The following is a 17,045-nucleotide window of genomic DNA, read 5'->3' as shown; positions in this document are numbered from 1 at the left end:
CTATTTGATAATGAGAATGATTATCAAATACGGGGGCGTGAATGCGGTACGAGGTGCTGGAACCTGGGAGATCAAGGACGAAGGGCGCACGCGTCGCCCGTTTGGGGCGACGGCGCTGGCGTCCGTCGCTGTATCTGGGCCTGCTGATCGCCGCGCATCCGGCGGCGGCGTTCGCCGAGACGGCGCCGGCCTCTGCGCCGGCGTCCGGCGCGGAAGTCCGGAAGGAGGGCACGGCCGCCGTGAAGCCCGCCGCGGGCGAGCTGAAGGCGATCTCAGTGACCGCGTCGCGCGGCGCGGCCGACGATCCGTCGGTGGCGACGGTCGGCAAGATGCCGCTGGCGTTGCGGGAGATTCCGCAGTCGGTCAGCGTGACGACGCGCGAGCGGATCGACCAGCAGAACCTGTTCTCGCTCGACGAGGTGATGCAGCAATCGGCGGGCGTGACCGTGCAGCCGTACGTGCTGCTTACCACCGCGTATTTCGTGCGCGGCTTCAAGGTCGATTCGTTCGAATTCGACGGCGTGCCGGTGGTGATCGGCGACATGGCGAGCGCGCCGCAGGACATCTCCGTGTACGAACGCGTGGAAATCCTGCGCGGCGCAAACGGCCTGCTGCACGGCTCGGGGAACCCGGCCGCGACGGTCAACCTCGTGCGCAAGCGGCCGCAGTACCAGTTTTCCGCGAACGCGAGCGTGAGCGTCGGCAGCTGGGACCGCTATCGCGCGGAAGCCGACATCGGCGGCCCGCTCAATGCGGCCGGCACCGTGCGCAGCCGGCTCGTCGCCGCGTACGAGGATCGCCATTTCTTCTACGACCATGCGAAGCAGGACACGCGCTCGATCTACGGGATCACGGAAGTCGACGTGACGCGCGACACGCTGCTCACGTTCGGCGCGCAGTATCAGACGACGCGTTCGATACCCGACATGTCCGGCGTGCCGATGGCGCGGGACGGATCGAGCCTCGGCCTGTCGCGCTCGACGTTCCTCGACACCGCGTGGGGCCACTTCGACTGGGACACGACGCGCGCGTTCGCGTCGGTCGAGCAGAAGCTCGGCGCCGGCTGGAAGGCGAAGGTCAGCGGCGAATATCAGAGCGTGCGCTCGGACCTGAAGTACGCGGGCTCGTTCGGCGCAATCAACCCGGCGACCGGCGCGGGCGGTGCGCTCACGGGCGGCGCGTACCAGTTCAGCAGCTACAGCCGCAGCCTCGACGCGAACGTGCAGGGCCCGGTGCATGCGTTCGGGCTCACGCACGATTTGCTGTTCGGCGTGACCTACGCGAACAGCAGCAGCGGGCAGATGTCGGCGCAGTTGCAGGGCAACGTGGTCGGCACGCCGGTGAACGTGTACCGCTGGAACCCGAGCAGCGTGCCCGAGCCGGACGTCGGCCCGTACCAGCAGTCGCAGCAGAACGACATCTCGCAGAAGGGCGTGTACGGGCTCGGCCGCATCAAGCTCGCGGAACCCGTCACGCTCGTGCTCGGCGGCCGGCTGAGCTGGTGGAACCAGGACAGCCTCGGCGCGCATTACAACACCGGCCACCAGTTCACGCCGTACGGCGGGTTGATCTGGGATTTCGCGCACGACTGGTCGTGGTACGCGAGCTATGCGGAAGTGTTCCAACCGCAAACCAAATCGATGTGGGGCGGCGGCATCCTGACGCCGGTGAAGGGGCGCACCTACGAGACGGGCGTGAAGGGCGAACTGGCGGGCGGCAAGCTGAACGTGTCGCTCGCGGCGTTCCGCATCGATCTCGACAACAACCCGCAGGTCGATCTCGCGCATCCGTGCGCGGGGCCGAACTGCTACTACGTGAACGGCGGCAGCGTGCGCAGCCAGGGCTTCGAATTCGAGGCGAACGGCCGCATCACGCCGTGGTGGAGCGTATGGGCGAGCTACACGTACGACACGATGCGCTACGCGGACAACCTCGCGAACGCTGGCTCGTCGTTCGCGCCGCTGCTGAACCCGCGCCACCTGTTCCGGCTGTGGACGAACTACGACCTGCCGTGGCAGGAGCGGCGCTGGAGCGTCGGCGGCGGCGTGCAGGTGCAGAGCAGTTACTCGGCGCAGGCGAACGGCGTCACGATGAGCCAGGGCGGCTACGCGCTCGCGAGCGTGCGGCTCGGCTACCGCTACGACAAGCACTGGAGCGCGGCGGTCAACGTCAACAACCTGTTCGACCGCAAGTACTACCTGAGCCTGAGCAACCCGGGCTGGAACAACCGTTACGGAGAACCGCGCAACGTGATGCTGACCGTGCGCGGGCAGTTCTGATGGCGGGCGGCTGGGGGACGCGGGCGGTGCTGGCGATCGGCGGCGTGCTGCCGGGCGCGATCGCGCTCGCGGTCACGCTGGCCCGTCATTACCCGGCCGACGGCCTGAACCGGCTCTACGCGGCCGTGCTGCTGTCGCTTGCCGCGGGCGTCGCCGCGCTGCTGTGGGTGCTCGTCGCGCCCGGGCGGCGGCAGGCCGCGTGGCGCGCGGGTGCATGGCTCGCGGTGCTCGTGCCGTGCGCGATGTGCTGGGGAGGGCGCTGACATGGACGCGTCATTGCGTTCACGCTGGCGCGCGCTGCATCGCGGCGCCGGTGCGCTGTTCGGCGTGGTGCTGTTCGTCGTGCTGTTCAGCGGCACGTGGAGCCTCGCGACCGATTCGATGCAGGGCTGGTGGCGGCCGTCGTCGGTCGCCGTCGCGCGGCCGTCGCTTTCGCTGAATGAACTCGTCGCGCGCGCAGCGGCGCTCGGCGTGCCGTTGCGCGAGGCGCGCGTCGTGCTGCCGCGACCGGACGATCCGGCGATCCGTTTCTGCGACGCGGGCCACGCGTGCACGCTGGCGCTCGACCCGGCGACGGGCAAGCGGTTGGCCGACGGCGGACGCGCGGCGTTGCTCGTCACGCTGCACAAGACGCTGTTCGCGGGCTTTCCCGGGCGCATCTTCGTGAGCCTGTGGGGCATCGTGCTGCTCGTGCTCATCGTTGCGGGCGTGGTCGTGCATCACCGGCGCTGGCCCGATGCCGCGCGCATCCGGCGCGGCAAAGGATTGCGCGCCGCGCTGTTCGACCTGCACGCGGGGATCGGCCTGTGGGGCTCGCCGTGGCTCGTGCTGTTCGCGTTCACCGGCGCGTTGTCGGGGCTCGGCGCGCTCGGCACGGTGTCGCTCGCGGGCGTCGCGTATCCGGGGCAGCCGCAGCGCGCGTTCGCCGAACTGCTCGGCGGGCCGCCGCCTGCAACAGCCGGCGGCGCGTGGCAACGCGCGCCCGATCTCGATGCGCTGCTGCGGCGCGACGCGGCGCGCATGCCGGATTTCCGGCCCGAAGCGGTCGTGCTGCATGGCTGGGGCGATGCGAATGCGCGCGTCGAGATTGCCGGTACGACCGCCGGCCTGCCGAGCACGGCGGTGTTCGAGCGTCACCTGTATCGCGCGGCGGACGGGCAATGGCTCGCGGATGCCACGTCGCGCGGCCGAGGCTTCTGGCTGCGCACCTTCATCGCGGTGCAGCCGCTGCACTTCGCGCAATACGGCTGGGTGGGGGCGATGGGCGGCGTGCTGCGCGTCGTGCATTTCCTGATGGGGCTCGCCGCGTGCGCGCTGTGCGCGACGGGGCTGCATTTGTGGATCGAGCGGCGGCGCGCGCAGCAGGATCGCTCCGCGAACGTGCTGGCCGCCGCCGCCGTCGGCACCTGCGGCGGGCTCGTGCTCGCGGGCGGCGTACTGCTGTTCGCCGGGCGTGCGTTGCCCGCTGGCGTGCACGTCGATCATGTGCTCGCGATGCTGTTTTGGGCCGTGTGGGGCGGCGCGGTCGCGCTGGCGGCGTGCGTGGCCGATCGCGCGGTCTGGCTGCGCAGGCTGATGCGCGCGGCCGGTGCCGCGTACGGGCTGGCCGGCGTGACGCACTGCGCGATCGCGCTGCTCGGCGCGGGCGAACCCGTGTACTGGCCGATCGACGCGGCACTCGTCGCATTCGGCGCATTGCTGCTGCGTGCCGCGCGCCGTCCGCGCCGGGATGCGCTGCGGCCCGCGCGCGTGCCGGCCGGCGCTGAACCTTTTTAATGTCATGCAACTGGAGACTTCGATGCGCGATCTGCTCGAACTTCGGCGCCTGGTCATCACGATCACGCTGCTTTACCTGTCACAGGGAATCCCGATCGGCATTGCGATGGACGCGATGCCGACCCTGCTGCGCCACGACGGCGCGCCGCTTCACGCACTGGCGTTCCTGCCGCTCGTCGGTTTGCCGTGGGTCGTGAAATTCCTGTGGGCGCCCGTCGTCGACAACCGCTGGTCGCCACGCATCGGGCGGCGGCGCAGCTGGATGCTGCCGATGCAGACGCTCGTCGTGCTGTGCCTCGGCAGCCTCGCGCAGATCGGCATGACGGTCGCGACGGCCGGGTGGGCGGTCGGCCTGCTGGCCGTCGCGTCGCTGGCGAGCGCGACGCAGGACATCGCGAACGACGGAATGGCCGCCGAGCACTTCAGCGGCGACACGCTCGCGAAGATCAACGCGATCCAGATCGCGGGCGTGATGATCGGCTTCTTCGGCGGCGGCGCCGGCACGTTGACGCTGATCGGCCTGTTCGGGCAGCGTGCCGCGTTTCTCGCGCTGGCCGCCGTGCCGCTCGCGAGCCTCGCGTGCGTGCTGTGGGTGCTGCCGCGCGATGCGGATCGTGCACGGGTGCAAGCCGAACCCAACGCGAGCCTCGTGCGCTTCGCGAAGCGGCCGCGTTCGTGGTCGCTGCTGTCGCTCGCGCTGCTGTCGGCGATGACGGCCGTATCGGGCTTCGGCCTGTCGAAGCTGTTTCTCAACGACGCGGGCTGGTCGCTCGACGCGATCGGGAAGCTCGGGATGGCCGGCGGCATCGTGACGGTTGTGCTCGGATGCGGCGGCGGCGCGTGGCTCGTCAGGCGGCTCGGGTTGTGGCCTGCGTTTACGGCCGGCGTGAGCTGTGCGGGCGCGGCCGCGCTGCTGTGGTTCGCGCAGGCGAGCGGATGGCTGCCGGTGGCGTCGTCGTGGGCGTGGCTGTGCACGGTGCTCGGTTCGCTGGCGACCGGGATCACGTCGGTGTCGATCATGACGGCCGGCATGCGCTTCGCGGGCGGCAGCGACCAGGCCGGCACCGACGTGACGGCCGTGCAGAGCACGCGCGATCTCGGCGAGCTGATCGCGTCGTCGACGATTTTGTCGCTGACCGCGAAGGTGGGTTATACGGGCGGGTTTCTCGCCGGTGTGGCGTTGGCGGTGCTGGCCGCGTTGATCGCAATGCGGTTGCGGCGGCGGGAGGCGGCGTATGCGGTGAAGGGGGAGGATGCGCTGGCGTCGTGAGTGACATGACGTACACGTACGCTTCCGGCTGTCCGGACGGCAGTCGGGAGCGCGCGAATTCGCAGCAGCATGGTGCCTGATTGCAGCCTGATGTGGGAATCGGAAACAGCGGTGCGCGATTGCGCGGGATGATCGTCGATCGTTGCCGGAATGCGTTTGTCGCATGTCGCGCAACGATGAGAGAAGAAATCCTGGTGCCGACGGCGAGACTCGAACTCGCACAGCTTTCGCCACTACCCCCTCAAGATAGCGTGTCTACCAATTTCACCACGTCGGCACTGCAAGGGGCGCAATTCTAGCGCGACGTTGCGCGTTTGTGAAGGGGGTGTGACAAGATCGGTGAATGCACGCAGGCGATCCCGGTAGAATTCGGGCGATCGACCCGACGATCGTCGCAACCGCCACCTGTTTTCTTCGCGTGACACACACCCTCGAACAACTGCAGGCCGGCCAGCTCGCCGGCGCACGGCAACTCAAGCTCGCATGCGGGTTGACGGAATTCCCGCGCGCGATCTTCGATCTCGCCGACACGCTCGAAGTGCTCGACCTCACCGGCAATGCGCTGTCCGCACTGCCGGACGACCTGCCGCGGCTGCACCGCCTGCGCATCCTGTTCGCGTCCGGCAACCGCTTCACCGCGTTCCCCGACGTGCTCGGCGCGTGCGGGCAGCTCGACATGATCGGCTTCAAGGCGAACCGGATTCAAACGGTGCCGAGCGGGTCGCTGCCGCGCGCGCTGCGCTGGCTGATCCTCACCGACAACGCCATCGACGCATTGCCGGCCGATATCGGCGATTGCTCGCGGCTGCAGAAGCTGATGCTCGCCGGCAACCGGCTGCGCGCGCTGCCGGCGGAAATGGCCGCATGCCGCGCGCTCGAACTGGTTCGCCTGTCCGCGAACCGGCTGGACGCACTGCCCGACTGGCTGCTGCGCCTGCCGCGCCTCGCATGGCTCGCCACCGCAGGCAACCCGTTCGGCGCCGCGCCGGAAGCCGCGGCGTCGGCCGGGCCCGAGGTCGCGAACGTCGACTGGGCATCGCTGGCCTGCGAGCAGAAGCTGGGCGAGGGTGCATCGGGCGTCATTTACCGCGCGCAGTGGCGCGCGGACGGGCATCCGCCACGGGCGGTCGCGGTCAAGCTGTTCAAGGGCGCGGTGACGAGCGACGGCCTGCCCGATTGCGAAATGGCCGCATGCCTGCACGCCGGCCGCCATCCGAGCATGATCCCGGTGATCGGCAAGGTGAGCGGGCATCCGGACGGCACGCACGGCCTCGTGATGGAACTGGTCGATCCCGCGCTCACGAACCTCGCCGGGCCGCCGAGCTTCGCGACCTGCACGCGCGACGTGTATGCGGCCGATGCGAAATTCACGCCGGTGGAGGCGGTGCGGATCGCGCATGGCATCGCGTCGGTGGCGGGCCATCTGCACGCCCGCGGCATCATGCATGGCGACCTGTACGCGCACAACATCCTGCACGATGGCGAAGGCGGTGCGCTGCTCGGGGATTTCGGCGCGGCGTCGCTCTATGACGTGAACGATCGCACGCGCGCTACAGCATTCGAACGGATCGAGGTGCGGGCGTTCGCCTATCTGCTCGGCGAGTTGCTTGAACGATGCGAGCCGCGCACGTGGGCCAGCCGAAACGCGCTCGATGCGCTCGCGGTGGCCTGCCTGAATGAAGACGTCGATGCGCGGCCGTCGTTCGGCGAGATCGCGACCGAGCTGGCCGCACACACACGCTGACGAGCGCGCGTCGGCTCAAGCCTGACGCGCAGTCAGCAGCCTGATCCCCAGCCCGACGAACAGCAGCCCGCTGGCGCGCTTGAGCGCACGCACCGCGCGGCTCATGCCGAAGCCGCGATGGAAGCGGCGCACGCCGGCCGAATAGACGCTGTGAACGACCACCACCGTGCACGCGATCGTCGCGTACATCACGACGAACTGCAGCGCGAGCGGGCGGTCGTGCACGATGAACTGCGGCATGAACGCCGACAGGAAGATCATCGTCTTCGGATTGCTGCCCGACACGAACAGCGCTTCGCGGAACAGTTTCCCGCGGTCGGGCGCGGCGATTTCCGCTTCTCCGGTCGCAGCGGCGGCCTTGCGGTCGCCGCGCAGTTGCCGGACACCCAGGAAGATCAGGTACGCGGCGCCGACCACCTTCATCGCGACGAACAGCGGCGGCATCGCGGCCAGCACCGCGCCGACGCCGAGCGCGACGAGTATCACGACCACCCCTTGCGCGACGAGGTTGCCCGCGATCGTCGCGGCCGTACCGTGCGTGCCGTAGCGCACCGTGTTGCGGATGACGAGCAGCACGTTCGGCCCCGGCGACAGCGTCGTGGCGAGATAGGCTGCGGCAAACAGCATCCAGGTCTGAATGGACATGCGGCGCTCCGAGAGGCGGTTCCGGCGGTCGGGATGAACCGATGATGCCACGCCAATAATGGGCGCAGGCTCGCGCCGGAACCGCGCCGGCGCGGTGGGTCAGCTTGCGTCGCGCATGCAGTACGCCGGGATCGACGGCGGCGTATCGATCGCGGCGGGGCGCGTCATCCACGCGATCCACCCGGCCCATATCCCGCAGACGATCATCACGGCGACGTTCAGCGGTGTCCGGTAGCGGACGATCAGGCCGGCCAGCGGCAGGCGATGTTTCATGTGCATCTCCTTCGATCGGGGGCGGTGGACGTTACTGGCCGGCGTAGGTCGGCGCCTTGGCATCGCAGGTCACGGACACCGTCGAGCCGTCCGCGAAATGCAGCCGGAACGGCACCTTCGCGCCGGGCGCGACGGCCTGGCGCGGTTGCTCGAGCATCACGTGATAGCTCTTGGGCTTGAAGGTCAGCGTACCGTGCGCGGGCACTTCGACGGCGTCGACGTGAACCATCTTCGCGGTGCTGCCGCTCGTTTGCGTTTCATGCAGCATCGCCATTCCGTACGCGGGCGAGTCGAGGCCGGTCAGCGTGACGGGCGCGTCGCCGTCGTTCTTCAGCGTGAAGTAGCCGGACGACGGCACGGTGGCCGGCATCGCGCGAATCCAGCAGTTTTCTGCCTGCACGGCCGTCGCGGCGAACGTGGCGGGGGCTTGCAGCGCCAGCAGTGCGAACAGCAGGCCGGTCGGAATCAAGCGCTTCATGGTTGGTTCTCCTGATGGGTGGATGCAGTGGAAAAGGGGGCGACGCGGCCGGCGCGGAACGCCGATGCGCATCGCGGATCTCATTTCAGCGCGAACGCGTAGCGGCCTTGCGTGCGATGGCCGTCGCTGGCCACCGCGATCCACGCCACCGTGTACGTGCCGGCCGTCAGATTGGTCAGCGCGACCTGCATGCGCTTCCGGTTGCGTGCATCGACGGACGATTTCCCGTCGACGACCGATTGCCCATGGCTGTCGGTGACGACGATCGAGCTGAAAGCGGGCTCGAGTGCTTCGCTGAAACCGATCGTGACTGCGTGCGGCGCGGTCGAAAGCGTGGCGTCGGCGGCCGGCTCCTGCGTCTTTGGAAGCGCATGAGCGTGGGCGGCCTGGATGACGACGAAGCCGAGTGCGGCGAGCGCGCCGCGAACGAAAGAGGGGGTGTTCATGATCGAATGTGCGAGTGGCGAATCGGATGGCGCAACACGGATTCGACGGACGGATGCACGTGTACCCTCGCAGCAGCACCGAGGGCGGCTGGCGTCAGCGCGAGCGTGCGCGGCCGGACGTTCGCCCGCGAGCGAATGTCGGCGTGACAGTACGAACCGGAAGCCGCCAACCGCACGCACGGCACGACGCCGCGCGCAATACGGTGACACATGATCGTCCTTCGAAACGTGACAGGTCGCACACGCCGGCGGCGTGCGCGGGCCACGCGATGCTTGATGGCATCACGGGCATTGACGACGAATCAGGACGAGAACGGAGGGGCGCGCGGTTGCGCGGCCGTGTGCGGCAGCGCGCGGCGCAGGCTGTCGAAGCGGGTCGCTTCGCGGTGCTGAATGACGTGCACGTTGGCCGCGAACGTCAGTTCGGGCGCGGGCAGTGCGGGTGTGTGAGCAAGCAGGCTGCAATAGCCGCATGCCTGGAGGTGGGCCGTCAGGCTCTTCTGCGACGAATCGGCGGCGGGCTCGCCGGTGGCCGGCGCGGCCGAGCAGTAGCCGGCCAGCAGCGTCTCGACGCGCTGCTGCGTCGTCAGTGCCTGCGAGATCGTCGGCGCGAGCGCCGTCATCAGGATGGCGAGCATCCCGATCAGACTGCCGATCTTCCGGAGGCGACGACTCAGCATGCGATGCGCGGTGACGTACAGGCGACGATGGAGCGGATTATGCCACGCACGTCGATGCGCATGTCGGCACGAACCTGCGGCGTGGCGGCGCGCTACGCGTGCTTCGCCAGGTATTTCGTGATCAGCGTCATCTGTGCGGCCCAGCCCTGGTCGTTCATCTCGCGCGCCTTCGCGCGGCGCGCTTCGATCAACTGGTCGAAGCCCGTTTCGGTGACCGTGAGCAGTGTGCCGCCGGCCTGTGCGGCGAGCGTGAACGTGACGAGCGTCATCGGCTCGGACGCGTAATCGAAATTCGGGTCGATCGCGAACGGATGCCAGCGAAATGAGAACAGTTGCTTCGGCTCGAGTCGATCGACGACGATTTCGAACACAGTGCCCGCGTAGGGCTCTTGTGCCTTGGCGACGTCGTCGTCGACGCGTGTCGGCGTGATGCGGCCGAACAGCGGCTGGCCGGCCGCGAACGGCCCGTCGAACGTGACGCCGAACCACTGGCCGAATTCGCCGGAATTGCTGACGGCTTCCCACACGCGGTCGGGCGATGCGTTGAGCTGGGCCTGTTTTTCGATGCGATCGGTTTGCTGGGTCATGACGTTCTCCACTCCGGATCAACCTTTGCTGGACGGCATGCGTGAGCGCACGCCGCGTCTAGTCGAGCATGACCGCGTCGGGCACGTCGAGCACGAGGTCCGACGTCGCGACGGCCACGCACGGCAGCGTATAGCCGTCGGCCTTTTCCTCGCGGCTCAGCCCCGGCCATTCGATCGTGTAGCGTACGCTGCCGCTGACGATCCGGCAAAGGCAGCTTCGGCACGTGCCGTTGCGGCACGAGCGCGGCAGCGACACGTGCGCGAACGCGGCGGCTTCGAGCAGCGTCAGCGAATCGGGCGCATCGAAGGTCGAGCCGAGCGGCTCGATGCGCACGAGGGGCAGGTGTTCCGGATCGGTCATGGCGGAGGCAGGGCGGAGGCAGAGGCGGGCGGCGGTTCGGCGGCAACGCGCCAAGCATACCCGAACGTGCTGGCGGCCGGCGCCGGCCGGCCGCCTGCGTCAATGCCGGCGCAGGTGCCGGTACACGGTATTGCGGGCGAGACCGAGCTCGCGCGCGGCCGCCGACACGTTGCCGCCATGCCGCGCGAGCACGGCGTCGATCACCGCGGCCTGATGGCTTTGCAGTGTCGTGCCTTCGTGCGTGACGGCCGATGCGGCCGGCGCCGCGGCGGCGGGCGCTGCCGGTGCGTCGTCGCAATCGAGCCAGAAATCGTCGGGCAAATGGGCGAGCGTGATTTCCGCTTCGTCTTCGGCGAGCATGCCGGCCGTACGCAGCACGTTGGTCATCTGGCGCAGGTTGCCGGGCCAGCGGTGGCGCGTGAACGCGTCGAGCACGTCGGCCGCGATACGGCGCGGCATCGGTTCGCTGCGCGCGAGCCGCGCGAGAATCCGCTCGACGAGCGCGGGAAGATCGGTGCGTGCGGCGAGCGCCGGCAGCGTGACCGCGAGCCCGTTGATCCGGTAGAACAGGTCTTCGCGGAACGTGCCTTCCGCGATCATCGCGCGCAGGTCGCGATGGGTCGCGCAGACCACCCGCACGTCGACCGGCACCGCGCGCGCACCGCCGAGCGGCATCACCGCGCGTTCCTGCAGCACGCGCATCAGCCTGACCTGCTGCGCGAGCGGCATGTCGCCGATTTCGTCGAGAAACAGCGTGCCGCCGTCGGCCTGCACGATCTTGCCGGGGCTGCCGCGCTTGCGTGCGCCGGTAAATGCGCCGTCCTCGTAACCGAACAGTTCGGCCTCGATCAGCGAATCGGGCAGCGCCGCGCAGTTGACCGCGACGAACGGGCCGTCCGCACGCGGCGATGCCTGGTGCAGGGCGCGGGCGAGCCATTCCTTGCCGGTGCCGGTCTGGCCGAGGATCAGCAGCGGCAGGTCGCGCCCGCGGATCTTCGCGACGCGTTCGAGCACGGCGGCCATGCGTGCGTCGCCCGTGTCGAGCGTTGCGAACGTGATCGTGTCGGGGTCCGGCGTGCGCATCCGTGCGGCGGGCGCGGGCGGCGTGACGGCGACGGTGGTCTTGTGTGCTTCCGCGAATTCGCAGCGCGCCAGCACGCGGACGCCGGTCGACAGCGTGAGGCGGAACATCGCGCCGGGCGCGCGCGCCGCCTGCTGCGCGAGCTGGCCGAAGCGCATGCCGAACAGTGCGTCGCTGGCCTGATGTTGCAGTGCGTCGAACGACGCGCCGAGCTGGAATTGCGCGCTGCGGTTCGCGGCGATCAGCCCGCCGTCGGGGCCGAAGGCGACGAGCCCGGCGAACAGCGAATCGACGCATTCCTCGTGTGCATGAAAGCGCAGCCGCAACGCTTCCGCGCACTGGTTCGCGAACAGGTGGTTCTCGATCAGTTGCGCGGACATCCGCACGAGCGCGAGCGTATGCGGGCTCGAGCCGCGCGGGTCGCCGCTGACGTCGAGCGTGCCGAGCGTGCGGCCGAACGGATCGAAGATCGGCGCGCACGAGCAGGTGAGGATGTGGTTGGCGCGCAGGAAGTGTTCGGACCCATGCACGGCGACGGCCTGGCCCGATGCGAGCGCGGTGCCGATCGCGTTGGTGCCGCGTGCGCCTTCCGCCCATGACACGCCGGTACACAGCGCGACGCGGTTGGCTTTCTCGATGAAGTCCGCGTCGCCGATGCTGTGCAGGATCACGCCGTCGGCGTCGGTCAGCAGCACGAGGCTTTGCGTGTCGGCGATCTGCGCGTGAAGGTTCTCCATCACCGGGCGGGCGTGCGAGAACAGTGCGTGATTCGTGTCGAGCAGTTCGCGCAGCGCGAGGCGCGACAGCGGCGAGAAATCCGGGCGTTCGTGCGCGCGCAGGCCGACCGCGGTCGAACGCGCATGCGCCTGCGCGAGCAGGTCGGTGCGACCCGCGGTGGCGGGCAGCACGAAAGGTTGCGGCATGACTTGTCTCCTGTCGGTCCCAGTTAGCGCTTTAGCGCTTACTGGGACCCCATGCTTCGCGGTCGAACCCGGTGAGCATTTCAACACTCACTCAGGCCCCATGCTCCTCGAAATCGGCCGATCCGGCGCACGCCTACGCACCGAAATCCTCTACGGATTCCCGCCTTCGCGTGCGGCGCACCATCGGTGTGCGAACGCCAGCCATCCGGGTACGCATCATCATACAAGCGCCGCGTACGAAGCGCGACCGCGAACAAAATCCCCTTGCTTTTAAATGCCCGCCTGCAATGATGGAAATGGAGCACGCACGCGCCGTGTTCCGCATTGCAACATGCATGCGACGCGACATGCATCCGTTCGGGAGACGCATCATGGTTCGGACGGAACTGAGAGTCGTGCTGGCGGCCATCGCCACATTCATCATGCTGGGCGGCATCGCCGTGGCGATCCACGGGCTGCTGTTCGATCTGACCGATGCGGTGCGATACGGGGCGGCCGCGATCGCGGTGGGCGCCACGACGGCTGCCATCGCGCTCAACGTCTGGCCGAACGACCCTCACTGACGCCGGTTTCCGAAACGGTGCCGGATGCCGCGCTGATCTGATGAAATGCGCGTCGGAACGACGCACGCCGGAAAATTTGTCTCCTGCGCGAAACCGTCTAAAGTGGAAATCAACCGGCATGCATTGTCCGCGCCTATCCCCGCGGGCAGTGCCTCCGCCGGCGAGCCCGCGTACATTTCGTCCGGCCGGTAGCGGACGACGGACGCGGTCATTCGTTTTCTACCGGTCGAGGCGGCTCCCATGCAGATCCATTTCACGAACGAGAAGCCCGAGTATTCGGGGCGCGACCTGATGCTGGCGTTCACGGCGTTGGTCAATGGCGAGCGCGTCCAATGTCAGATCACCGCCGAGGCGCTGGAAGATCACTTCGGCGCGGCGTCGCCGCGCTTCGAGGACATGGTCGGCGCATTCGACCAGCACCGCGATCGTATCGAGGCGGCTGCACGTCGCCTGCTGTCGGAGACGCGTGCGCAATGCGTGACGCTGCGCAGCGGCTACGTCCGCTTCTACGAGGCCAACTGGCGCTGACGACACGACGCCCGTCTGGCGGCGCACGTCGCTGAACGCTGCGCACGCGAAGACGTTGCCTTGCACGCAATGCCGTTCGGCGGGGCCGGGCGGCATTTTCGTATGCGGGCCGCACCGGCTTGACCGACCGTCGGCATGGCCGGACGTGTCGATTCGTCAGGATCGCAGAAGAATCATGCGAAAACGAAAACGCCACCCGAAGGTGGCGTTTTTTCATCGTGCATCATGCCGCGCGCCGAAGCGCCGCCGTCATTCGCTGCCGAGATAGAAGAAGCGGAACAGGAACACGGCTGCGATGAGCCACACGATCGGCTTGACCGAGCGGGCCTGGCCGGTCAGCAGCTTGAGGCCGCCGTACGCGATGAAGCCGAATGCCACGCCGTTCGCGATCGAGTACGTGAACGGCATCAGCAGTGCGGTCAGTGCGGCCGGCACGGCTTCCGTGGCATCGTCCCACGGCACCTCGACCATTTCGCGCAGCATCAGGCACGACACGTACAGCAGGGCCGGTGCCGTCGCGTAGGCCGGCACGACGCCGGCAAGCGGCGCGATGAACAGGCACGCGAGGAACAGCACCGCGACGGTGATGGCCGTCACGCCCGTGCGGCCGCCGGCCTGCACGCCCGACGCGCTTTCGATATACGCGGTGGTCGACGACGTGCCGAGCACCGAGCCCGCGACGATCGCCGTGCTGTCGGCGAGCAGCGCCTTGTTCAGGCGGTTCATCTTGCCTTCGACGAGCAGGCCCGCGCGGTTCGCGACGCCCATCAGCGTGCCCGTCGCGTCGAACAGCTCGACGAGGAAGAACACGAGGATCACGTTGATGATGCCGGTCGACAGCGCGGCGCCGATGTCGAGCTTGAACAGCGTCGCGTCGATCGACGGCGGCGCGGAGAACACGCCGTGGAACTGGTTGTCACCGAAGAAGAACGACAGGATCGTGACGCCGATGATGCCGATCAGGATCGCGCCGCGCACGCGCAGGTGGTCGAGCGTGACGATCGTGAAGAAGCCGACGATCGCGAGGATCGTGTCGTGCTTGTGCAGGTCGCCCAGCGTGACGAGCGTGGCCGGGTTGCCGACGATCACGCCCGACGTCTTCAGCGAGATGATGCCGAGGAACAGGCCGATACCCGCGGTGATCGAGATCCGCAGCGATTTCGGAATGCCGTTGACGATCGCCTCTCGTACGCGGAACAGCGTGACGAGCAGGAACAGGCAGCCGGAGATGAACACCGCGCCGAGCGCGGCCTGCCACGTGAAGCCCATTCCCTTGACGACCGTGTACGCGAAATACGCGTTCAGGCCCATGCCGGGCGCGCATGCGATCGGGTAGTTCGCGTACAGCCCCATGATGAGCGACGCCAGCGCCGCGACGAGGCAGGTCGCGACGAACACGGATTCCTTCGGCATGCCGGCGTCGCCGAGGATCGCGGGGTTGACGAAGATGATGTAGGCCATCGTCAGGAACGTGGTGACGCCCGCGAGTATTTCGGTGCGGAAGTCGGTGCCGGCTTCAGCGAAGCCGAAATACCGCTTGATGGATTCCATGAAGGCGTTTCTCCGGTCGGTTGTCGTGTTGCTTGTTGTGCCGAATTGTTGTAAAGGCAGCGCGGCCGGCTTACTGTAACCAGCCACTATTGCCCGGCTATCGGCGGATTGTAATAGCGCGGATAGCTCGGACGATATAGTTGGAGGGCACGATCGAAAGATCGATCGGCTGCCTGCGCGCGAACGGTCTGGCAGCCCGGCCGCGCGACGAAGGCGCGCATTTTACCGGTTCGGGCGGAACGGGCCGGCAGAAATGGCTGAAACGGGAGCGGGATGCGCGAACGACGCCGGCCGATGCGTGCGCAACGGCGTGCAAGACGGCACGCGCGGTGGATCACGCGGCGTGGATGCGGGATGATGACATCCGACTGAAACGGAGCGCCCGCATGCTGCACGAACGCGGGGCAGGCGGCGCGTGCGCGCGAACGCACGTGCGTGGCCGGTGCGGATGCCCGGCAGCGGCGTGCAGCGGCCATTCGTCAGTCCAGGCGGGTGCAGATATCGGGCTATCGTGCGCCGAAGCCGTCCCGCCCGCAACTGTCATTTCGTGAAGCGGGGGCGACTGTGGTTTCTGTGTAAAAGATTGCAAGACCCCATCGCATAAACCGGCAAGTCTTTCTAGGATAGATACACCGCGCATGCACACGCCGGCCGGAAATTGCCGACGCGGGGGAGTCGCAGTCCGTGCAGGCCGGGCGGTGAAGTGCGGTCAAGGCCGTTGCGTGTTCGGGCAGGCACGGCCGCTTGCGATTGCCCGATGCGGGTTCGTCCGTAATCACGGAGGTCAGCATGTTGAACTGGATCAGCCGTTGGGCGATGCGACACGCCCCCACGCCGGAAAAAACCGCTGCGTCGATGCTCGTGACGGCGCGCATGGAACTGTTCGCAGCCGAACAGCGCGTCATCGACGCGAAATTACAAGCGGATTACTGGCGCACACGTGTGTCATTCCTGGAAGAGGTGCAGAAGCAGGGCATCGATCCGTGGGTGACCTCGCAGGCAGCGCAACGTCCCGACCTCGAGTCCACTCCCCGAAGCACGGGCCCGCGTCTCGCCGCCAGCACCTGATGCACCTGCTGCATCCCGTCGCTGCGCACGGCGCGCGATCGGTCGCGGCACGCACTGGCGTGCCGCGTCATTGAAAGCGCACCCGCGATGCGATAGCGCGTCGCGGGTGCGTGCATTTCTTCGAGCAGGTTCAGTCGTTCAGCAACGTTTCGATGGCGGGTGCGGAAACCGCACCGGACATCATGCGGCCGTTCGCGTTGAACAGCGTCGGCGTGCCGCGCAGGCCCAACGCAAGGCCGAGCGAGCGGATCTGCGCGAGCGGTGCCGCACACGTGCCTGCAGCAGGTTGCACGTTGTCGATCATCCACGCTTTCCACGCCGCATTCCGGTCATTCGCGCACCAGACGCCGCGCGCATGCGCGGCGGCCTGCGGATGGAGTCCCTCGAGCGGATAGAGGAAGGTGTGAATGGTCACGTTGTCGATCCGTTCAAGCGTGCGCTCCAGTCTTTTGCAATAGGAACAATCCGGATCGGAGAAGACGTAGAGCGTCCGCTTGCCGTTGCCGCGGACCGTCTGGATCGCGTGGGCGCGCGCCATCGACGCCAGAACCGCGCCGGTGTCGCGCGCCGCAATGCGGGCGCCGGGGAGCAGCGTGATCGCGCCGGAAGACGCCGCGGGCGCACCGTGACTTGCCGGTGCCGGCGCCGCGTTCAGGATGGAAGGGAGGCCCGCGAGCAGGCTCGAAAGCACGGTCAACCGGAGCAGCATTCGTTTTGTCATGTTGATTCGGGATGCGAATAATTGGGAAGATCCGCACACCACGTACGTACGTGACCAACGAGTGCGAGTCC

General features: G+C 67.9%; 19 protein-coding genes and 1 tRNA gene. 9 read left to right on the top strand and 11 right to left on the bottom strand.

What is annotated here, in order from left to right:
- Nucleotides 1-41: 41 nt before the first annotated feature.
- From CFB40_RS28520 to CFB40_RS28505, 4 genes are read left to right on the top strand one after another with little or no spacing between them, the layout of a single operon-like run.
- On the top strand, nt 42-2,279 hold the full coding sequence (locus CFB40_RS28520) for a TonB-dependent siderophore receptor (protein ID WP_089433070.1): 2,238 nt from the start codon (nt 42-44) through the stop codon (nt 2,277-2,279).
- Nucleotides 2,279-2,542, top strand: coding sequence for a hypothetical protein (locus tag CFB40_RS28515; protein WP_089426925.1), 264 nt, complete (start codon nt 2,279-2,281; stop codon nt 2,540-2,542). The genes CFB40_RS28520 and CFB40_RS28515 overlap by 1 nt, the downstream gene beginning before the upstream one ends.
- A 1-nt stretch (nt 2,543) precedes the next feature.
- Entirely contained in the window at nt 2,544-4,055 is a 1,512-nt protein-coding gene (locus tag CFB40_RS28510; RefSeq protein ID WP_089433069.1) for a PepSY-associated TM helix domain-containing protein, read from the top strand.
- Nucleotides 4,056-4,077: 22 nt separating this feature from the next.
- On the top strand, nt 4,078-5,325 hold the full coding sequence (locus CFB40_RS28505; RefSeq protein WP_089433342.1) for a RhtX/FptX family siderophore transporter: 1,248 nt from the start codon (nt 4,078-4,080) through the stop codon (nt 5,323-5,325).
- Nucleotides 5,326-5,517: 192 nt separating this feature from the next.
- Here CFB40_RS28505 and CFB40_RS28500 read toward each other — a convergent pair.
- Nucleotides 5,518-5,602 (bottom strand) — tRNA-Leu (locus CFB40_RS28500).
- Between the two features lie 141 nt (nt 5,603-5,743).
- Between CFB40_RS28500 and CFB40_RS28495 the strand changes: the two genes are divergently transcribed.
- Nucleotides 5,744-7,069, top strand: coding sequence for a leucine-rich repeat-containing protein kinase family protein (locus tag CFB40_RS28495; protein WP_089433068.1), 1,326 nt, complete (start codon nt 5,744-5,746; stop codon nt 7,067-7,069).
- A gap of 15 nt (nt 7,070-7,084) precedes the next feature.
- On the opposite strand, the gene CFB40_RS28490 is transcribed toward CFB40_RS28495, so the two are convergent.
- The 8 genes from CFB40_RS28490 to CFB40_RS28455 all read right to left on the bottom strand — a co-directional run bounded on the left by CFB40_RS28490 (nt 7,085) and on the right by CFB40_RS28455 (nt 12,543).
- Nucleotides 7,085-7,714 (bottom strand): LysE family translocator, encoded by a 630-nt coding sequence (locus tag CFB40_RS28490; RefSeq protein ID WP_089433067.1) that lies wholly within the window; start codon nt 7,712-7,714, stop codon nt 7,085-7,087.
- Nucleotides 7,715-7,813: 99 nt separating this feature from the next.
- Nucleotides 7,814-7,987 (bottom strand): hypothetical protein, encoded by a 174-nt coding sequence (locus CFB40_RS38830; protein ID WP_179255313.1) that lies wholly within the window; start codon nt 7,985-7,987, stop codon nt 7,814-7,816.
- A gap of 31 nt (nt 7,988-8,018) precedes the next feature.
- Nucleotides 8,019-8,465, bottom strand: coding sequence for a copper chaperone PCu(A)C (locus tag CFB40_RS28480; RefSeq protein WP_089433065.1), 447 nt, complete (start codon nt 8,463-8,465; stop codon nt 8,019-8,021).
- Nucleotides 8,466-8,545: 80 nt separating this feature from the next.
- Nucleotides 8,546-8,911: a copper homeostasis periplasmic binding protein CopC gene (gene copC / locus CFB40_RS28475; protein WP_089433064.1), complete on the bottom strand. Its 366-nt coding sequence runs from the start codon at nt 8,909-8,911 to the stop codon at nt 8,546-8,548.
- Nucleotides 8,912-9,213: 302 nt separating this feature from the next.
- The gene (locus CFB40_RS28470; RefSeq protein WP_089433063.1) at nt 9,214-9,591 is read right to left on the bottom strand and encodes a DUF2946 domain-containing protein; all 378 of its coding nucleotides are present in this window, start codon (nt 9,589-9,591) and stop codon (nt 9,214-9,216) included.
- 92 nt (nt 9,592-9,683) lie between these two features.
- Entirely contained in the window at nt 9,684-10,178 is a 495-nt protein-coding gene (locus CFB40_RS28465) for an SRPBCC family protein (protein ID WP_089426932.1), read from the bottom strand.
- A gap of 58 nt (nt 10,179-10,236) precedes the next feature.
- Nucleotides 10,237-10,539, bottom strand: a complete 303-nt coding sequence (locus tag CFB40_RS28460) for a 2Fe-2S iron-sulfur cluster-binding protein (RefSeq protein ID WP_089433062.1) — start codon at nt 10,537-10,539, stop codon at nt 10,237-10,239.
- A gap of 99 nt (nt 10,540-10,638) precedes the next feature.
- Complete coding sequence (locus CFB40_RS28455; protein WP_089433061.1) at nt 10,639-12,543, bottom strand: sigma-54-dependent Fis family transcriptional regulator; 1,905 nt, start codon at nt 12,541-12,543, stop codon at nt 10,639-10,641.
- A gap of 287 nt (nt 12,544-12,830) precedes the next feature.
- Between CFB40_RS28455 and CFB40_RS39260 the strand changes: the two genes are divergently transcribed.
- Nucleotides 12,831-13,106, top strand: coding sequence for a DUF2964 domain-containing protein (locus tag CFB40_RS39260; RefSeq protein WP_264163869.1), 276 nt, complete (start codon nt 12,831-12,833; stop codon nt 13,104-13,106).
- Nucleotides 13,107-13,346: 240 nt separating this feature from the next.
- On the top strand, nt 13,347-13,634 hold the full coding sequence (locus CFB40_RS28445; RefSeq protein ID WP_011354308.1) for a DUF1488 domain-containing protein: 288 nt from the start codon (nt 13,347-13,349) through the stop codon (nt 13,632-13,634).
- Between the two features lie 249 nt (nt 13,635-13,883).
- On the opposite strand, the gene CFB40_RS28440 is transcribed toward CFB40_RS28445, so the two are convergent.
- On the bottom strand, nt 13,884-15,185 hold the full coding sequence (locus CFB40_RS28440; RefSeq protein ID WP_089426935.1) for an NCS2 family permease: 1,302 nt from the start codon (nt 15,183-15,185) through the stop codon (nt 13,884-13,886).
- A 140-nt stretch (nt 15,186-15,325) separates the two neighbouring features.
- Between CFB40_RS28440 and CFB40_RS39255 the strand changes: the two genes are divergently transcribed.
- A complete protein-coding gene (locus tag CFB40_RS39255; RefSeq protein ID WP_254600214.1) occupies nt 15,326-15,736 on the top strand; it encodes a hypothetical protein in 411 nt (136 codons plus the stop codon).
- A gap of 238 nt (nt 15,737-15,974) precedes the next feature.
- Nucleotides 15,975-16,253, top strand: coding sequence for a hypothetical protein (locus CFB40_RS28425; protein WP_011354312.1), 279 nt, complete (start codon nt 15,975-15,977; stop codon nt 16,251-16,253).
- A gap of 130 nt (nt 16,254-16,383) precedes the next feature.
- On the opposite strand, the gene CFB40_RS28420 is transcribed toward CFB40_RS28425, so the two are convergent.
- Entirely contained in the window at nt 16,384-17,013 is a 630-nt protein-coding gene (locus tag CFB40_RS28420; RefSeq protein WP_143329900.1) for a DsbC family protein, read from the bottom strand.
- Between the last annotated feature and the right edge of the window lie 32 nt (nt 17,014-17,045).

This window comes from Burkholderia sp. AU31652, from assembly GCF_002223155.1.
In the GTDB taxonomy this organism is placed as follows: Bacteria; Pseudomonadota; Gammaproteobacteria; order Burkholderiales; family Burkholderiaceae; genus Burkholderia.
The sequence above is the reverse complement of the archived record's forward strand: the minus strand, read 5'-3'. Positions and strand labels throughout refer to the sequence as shown.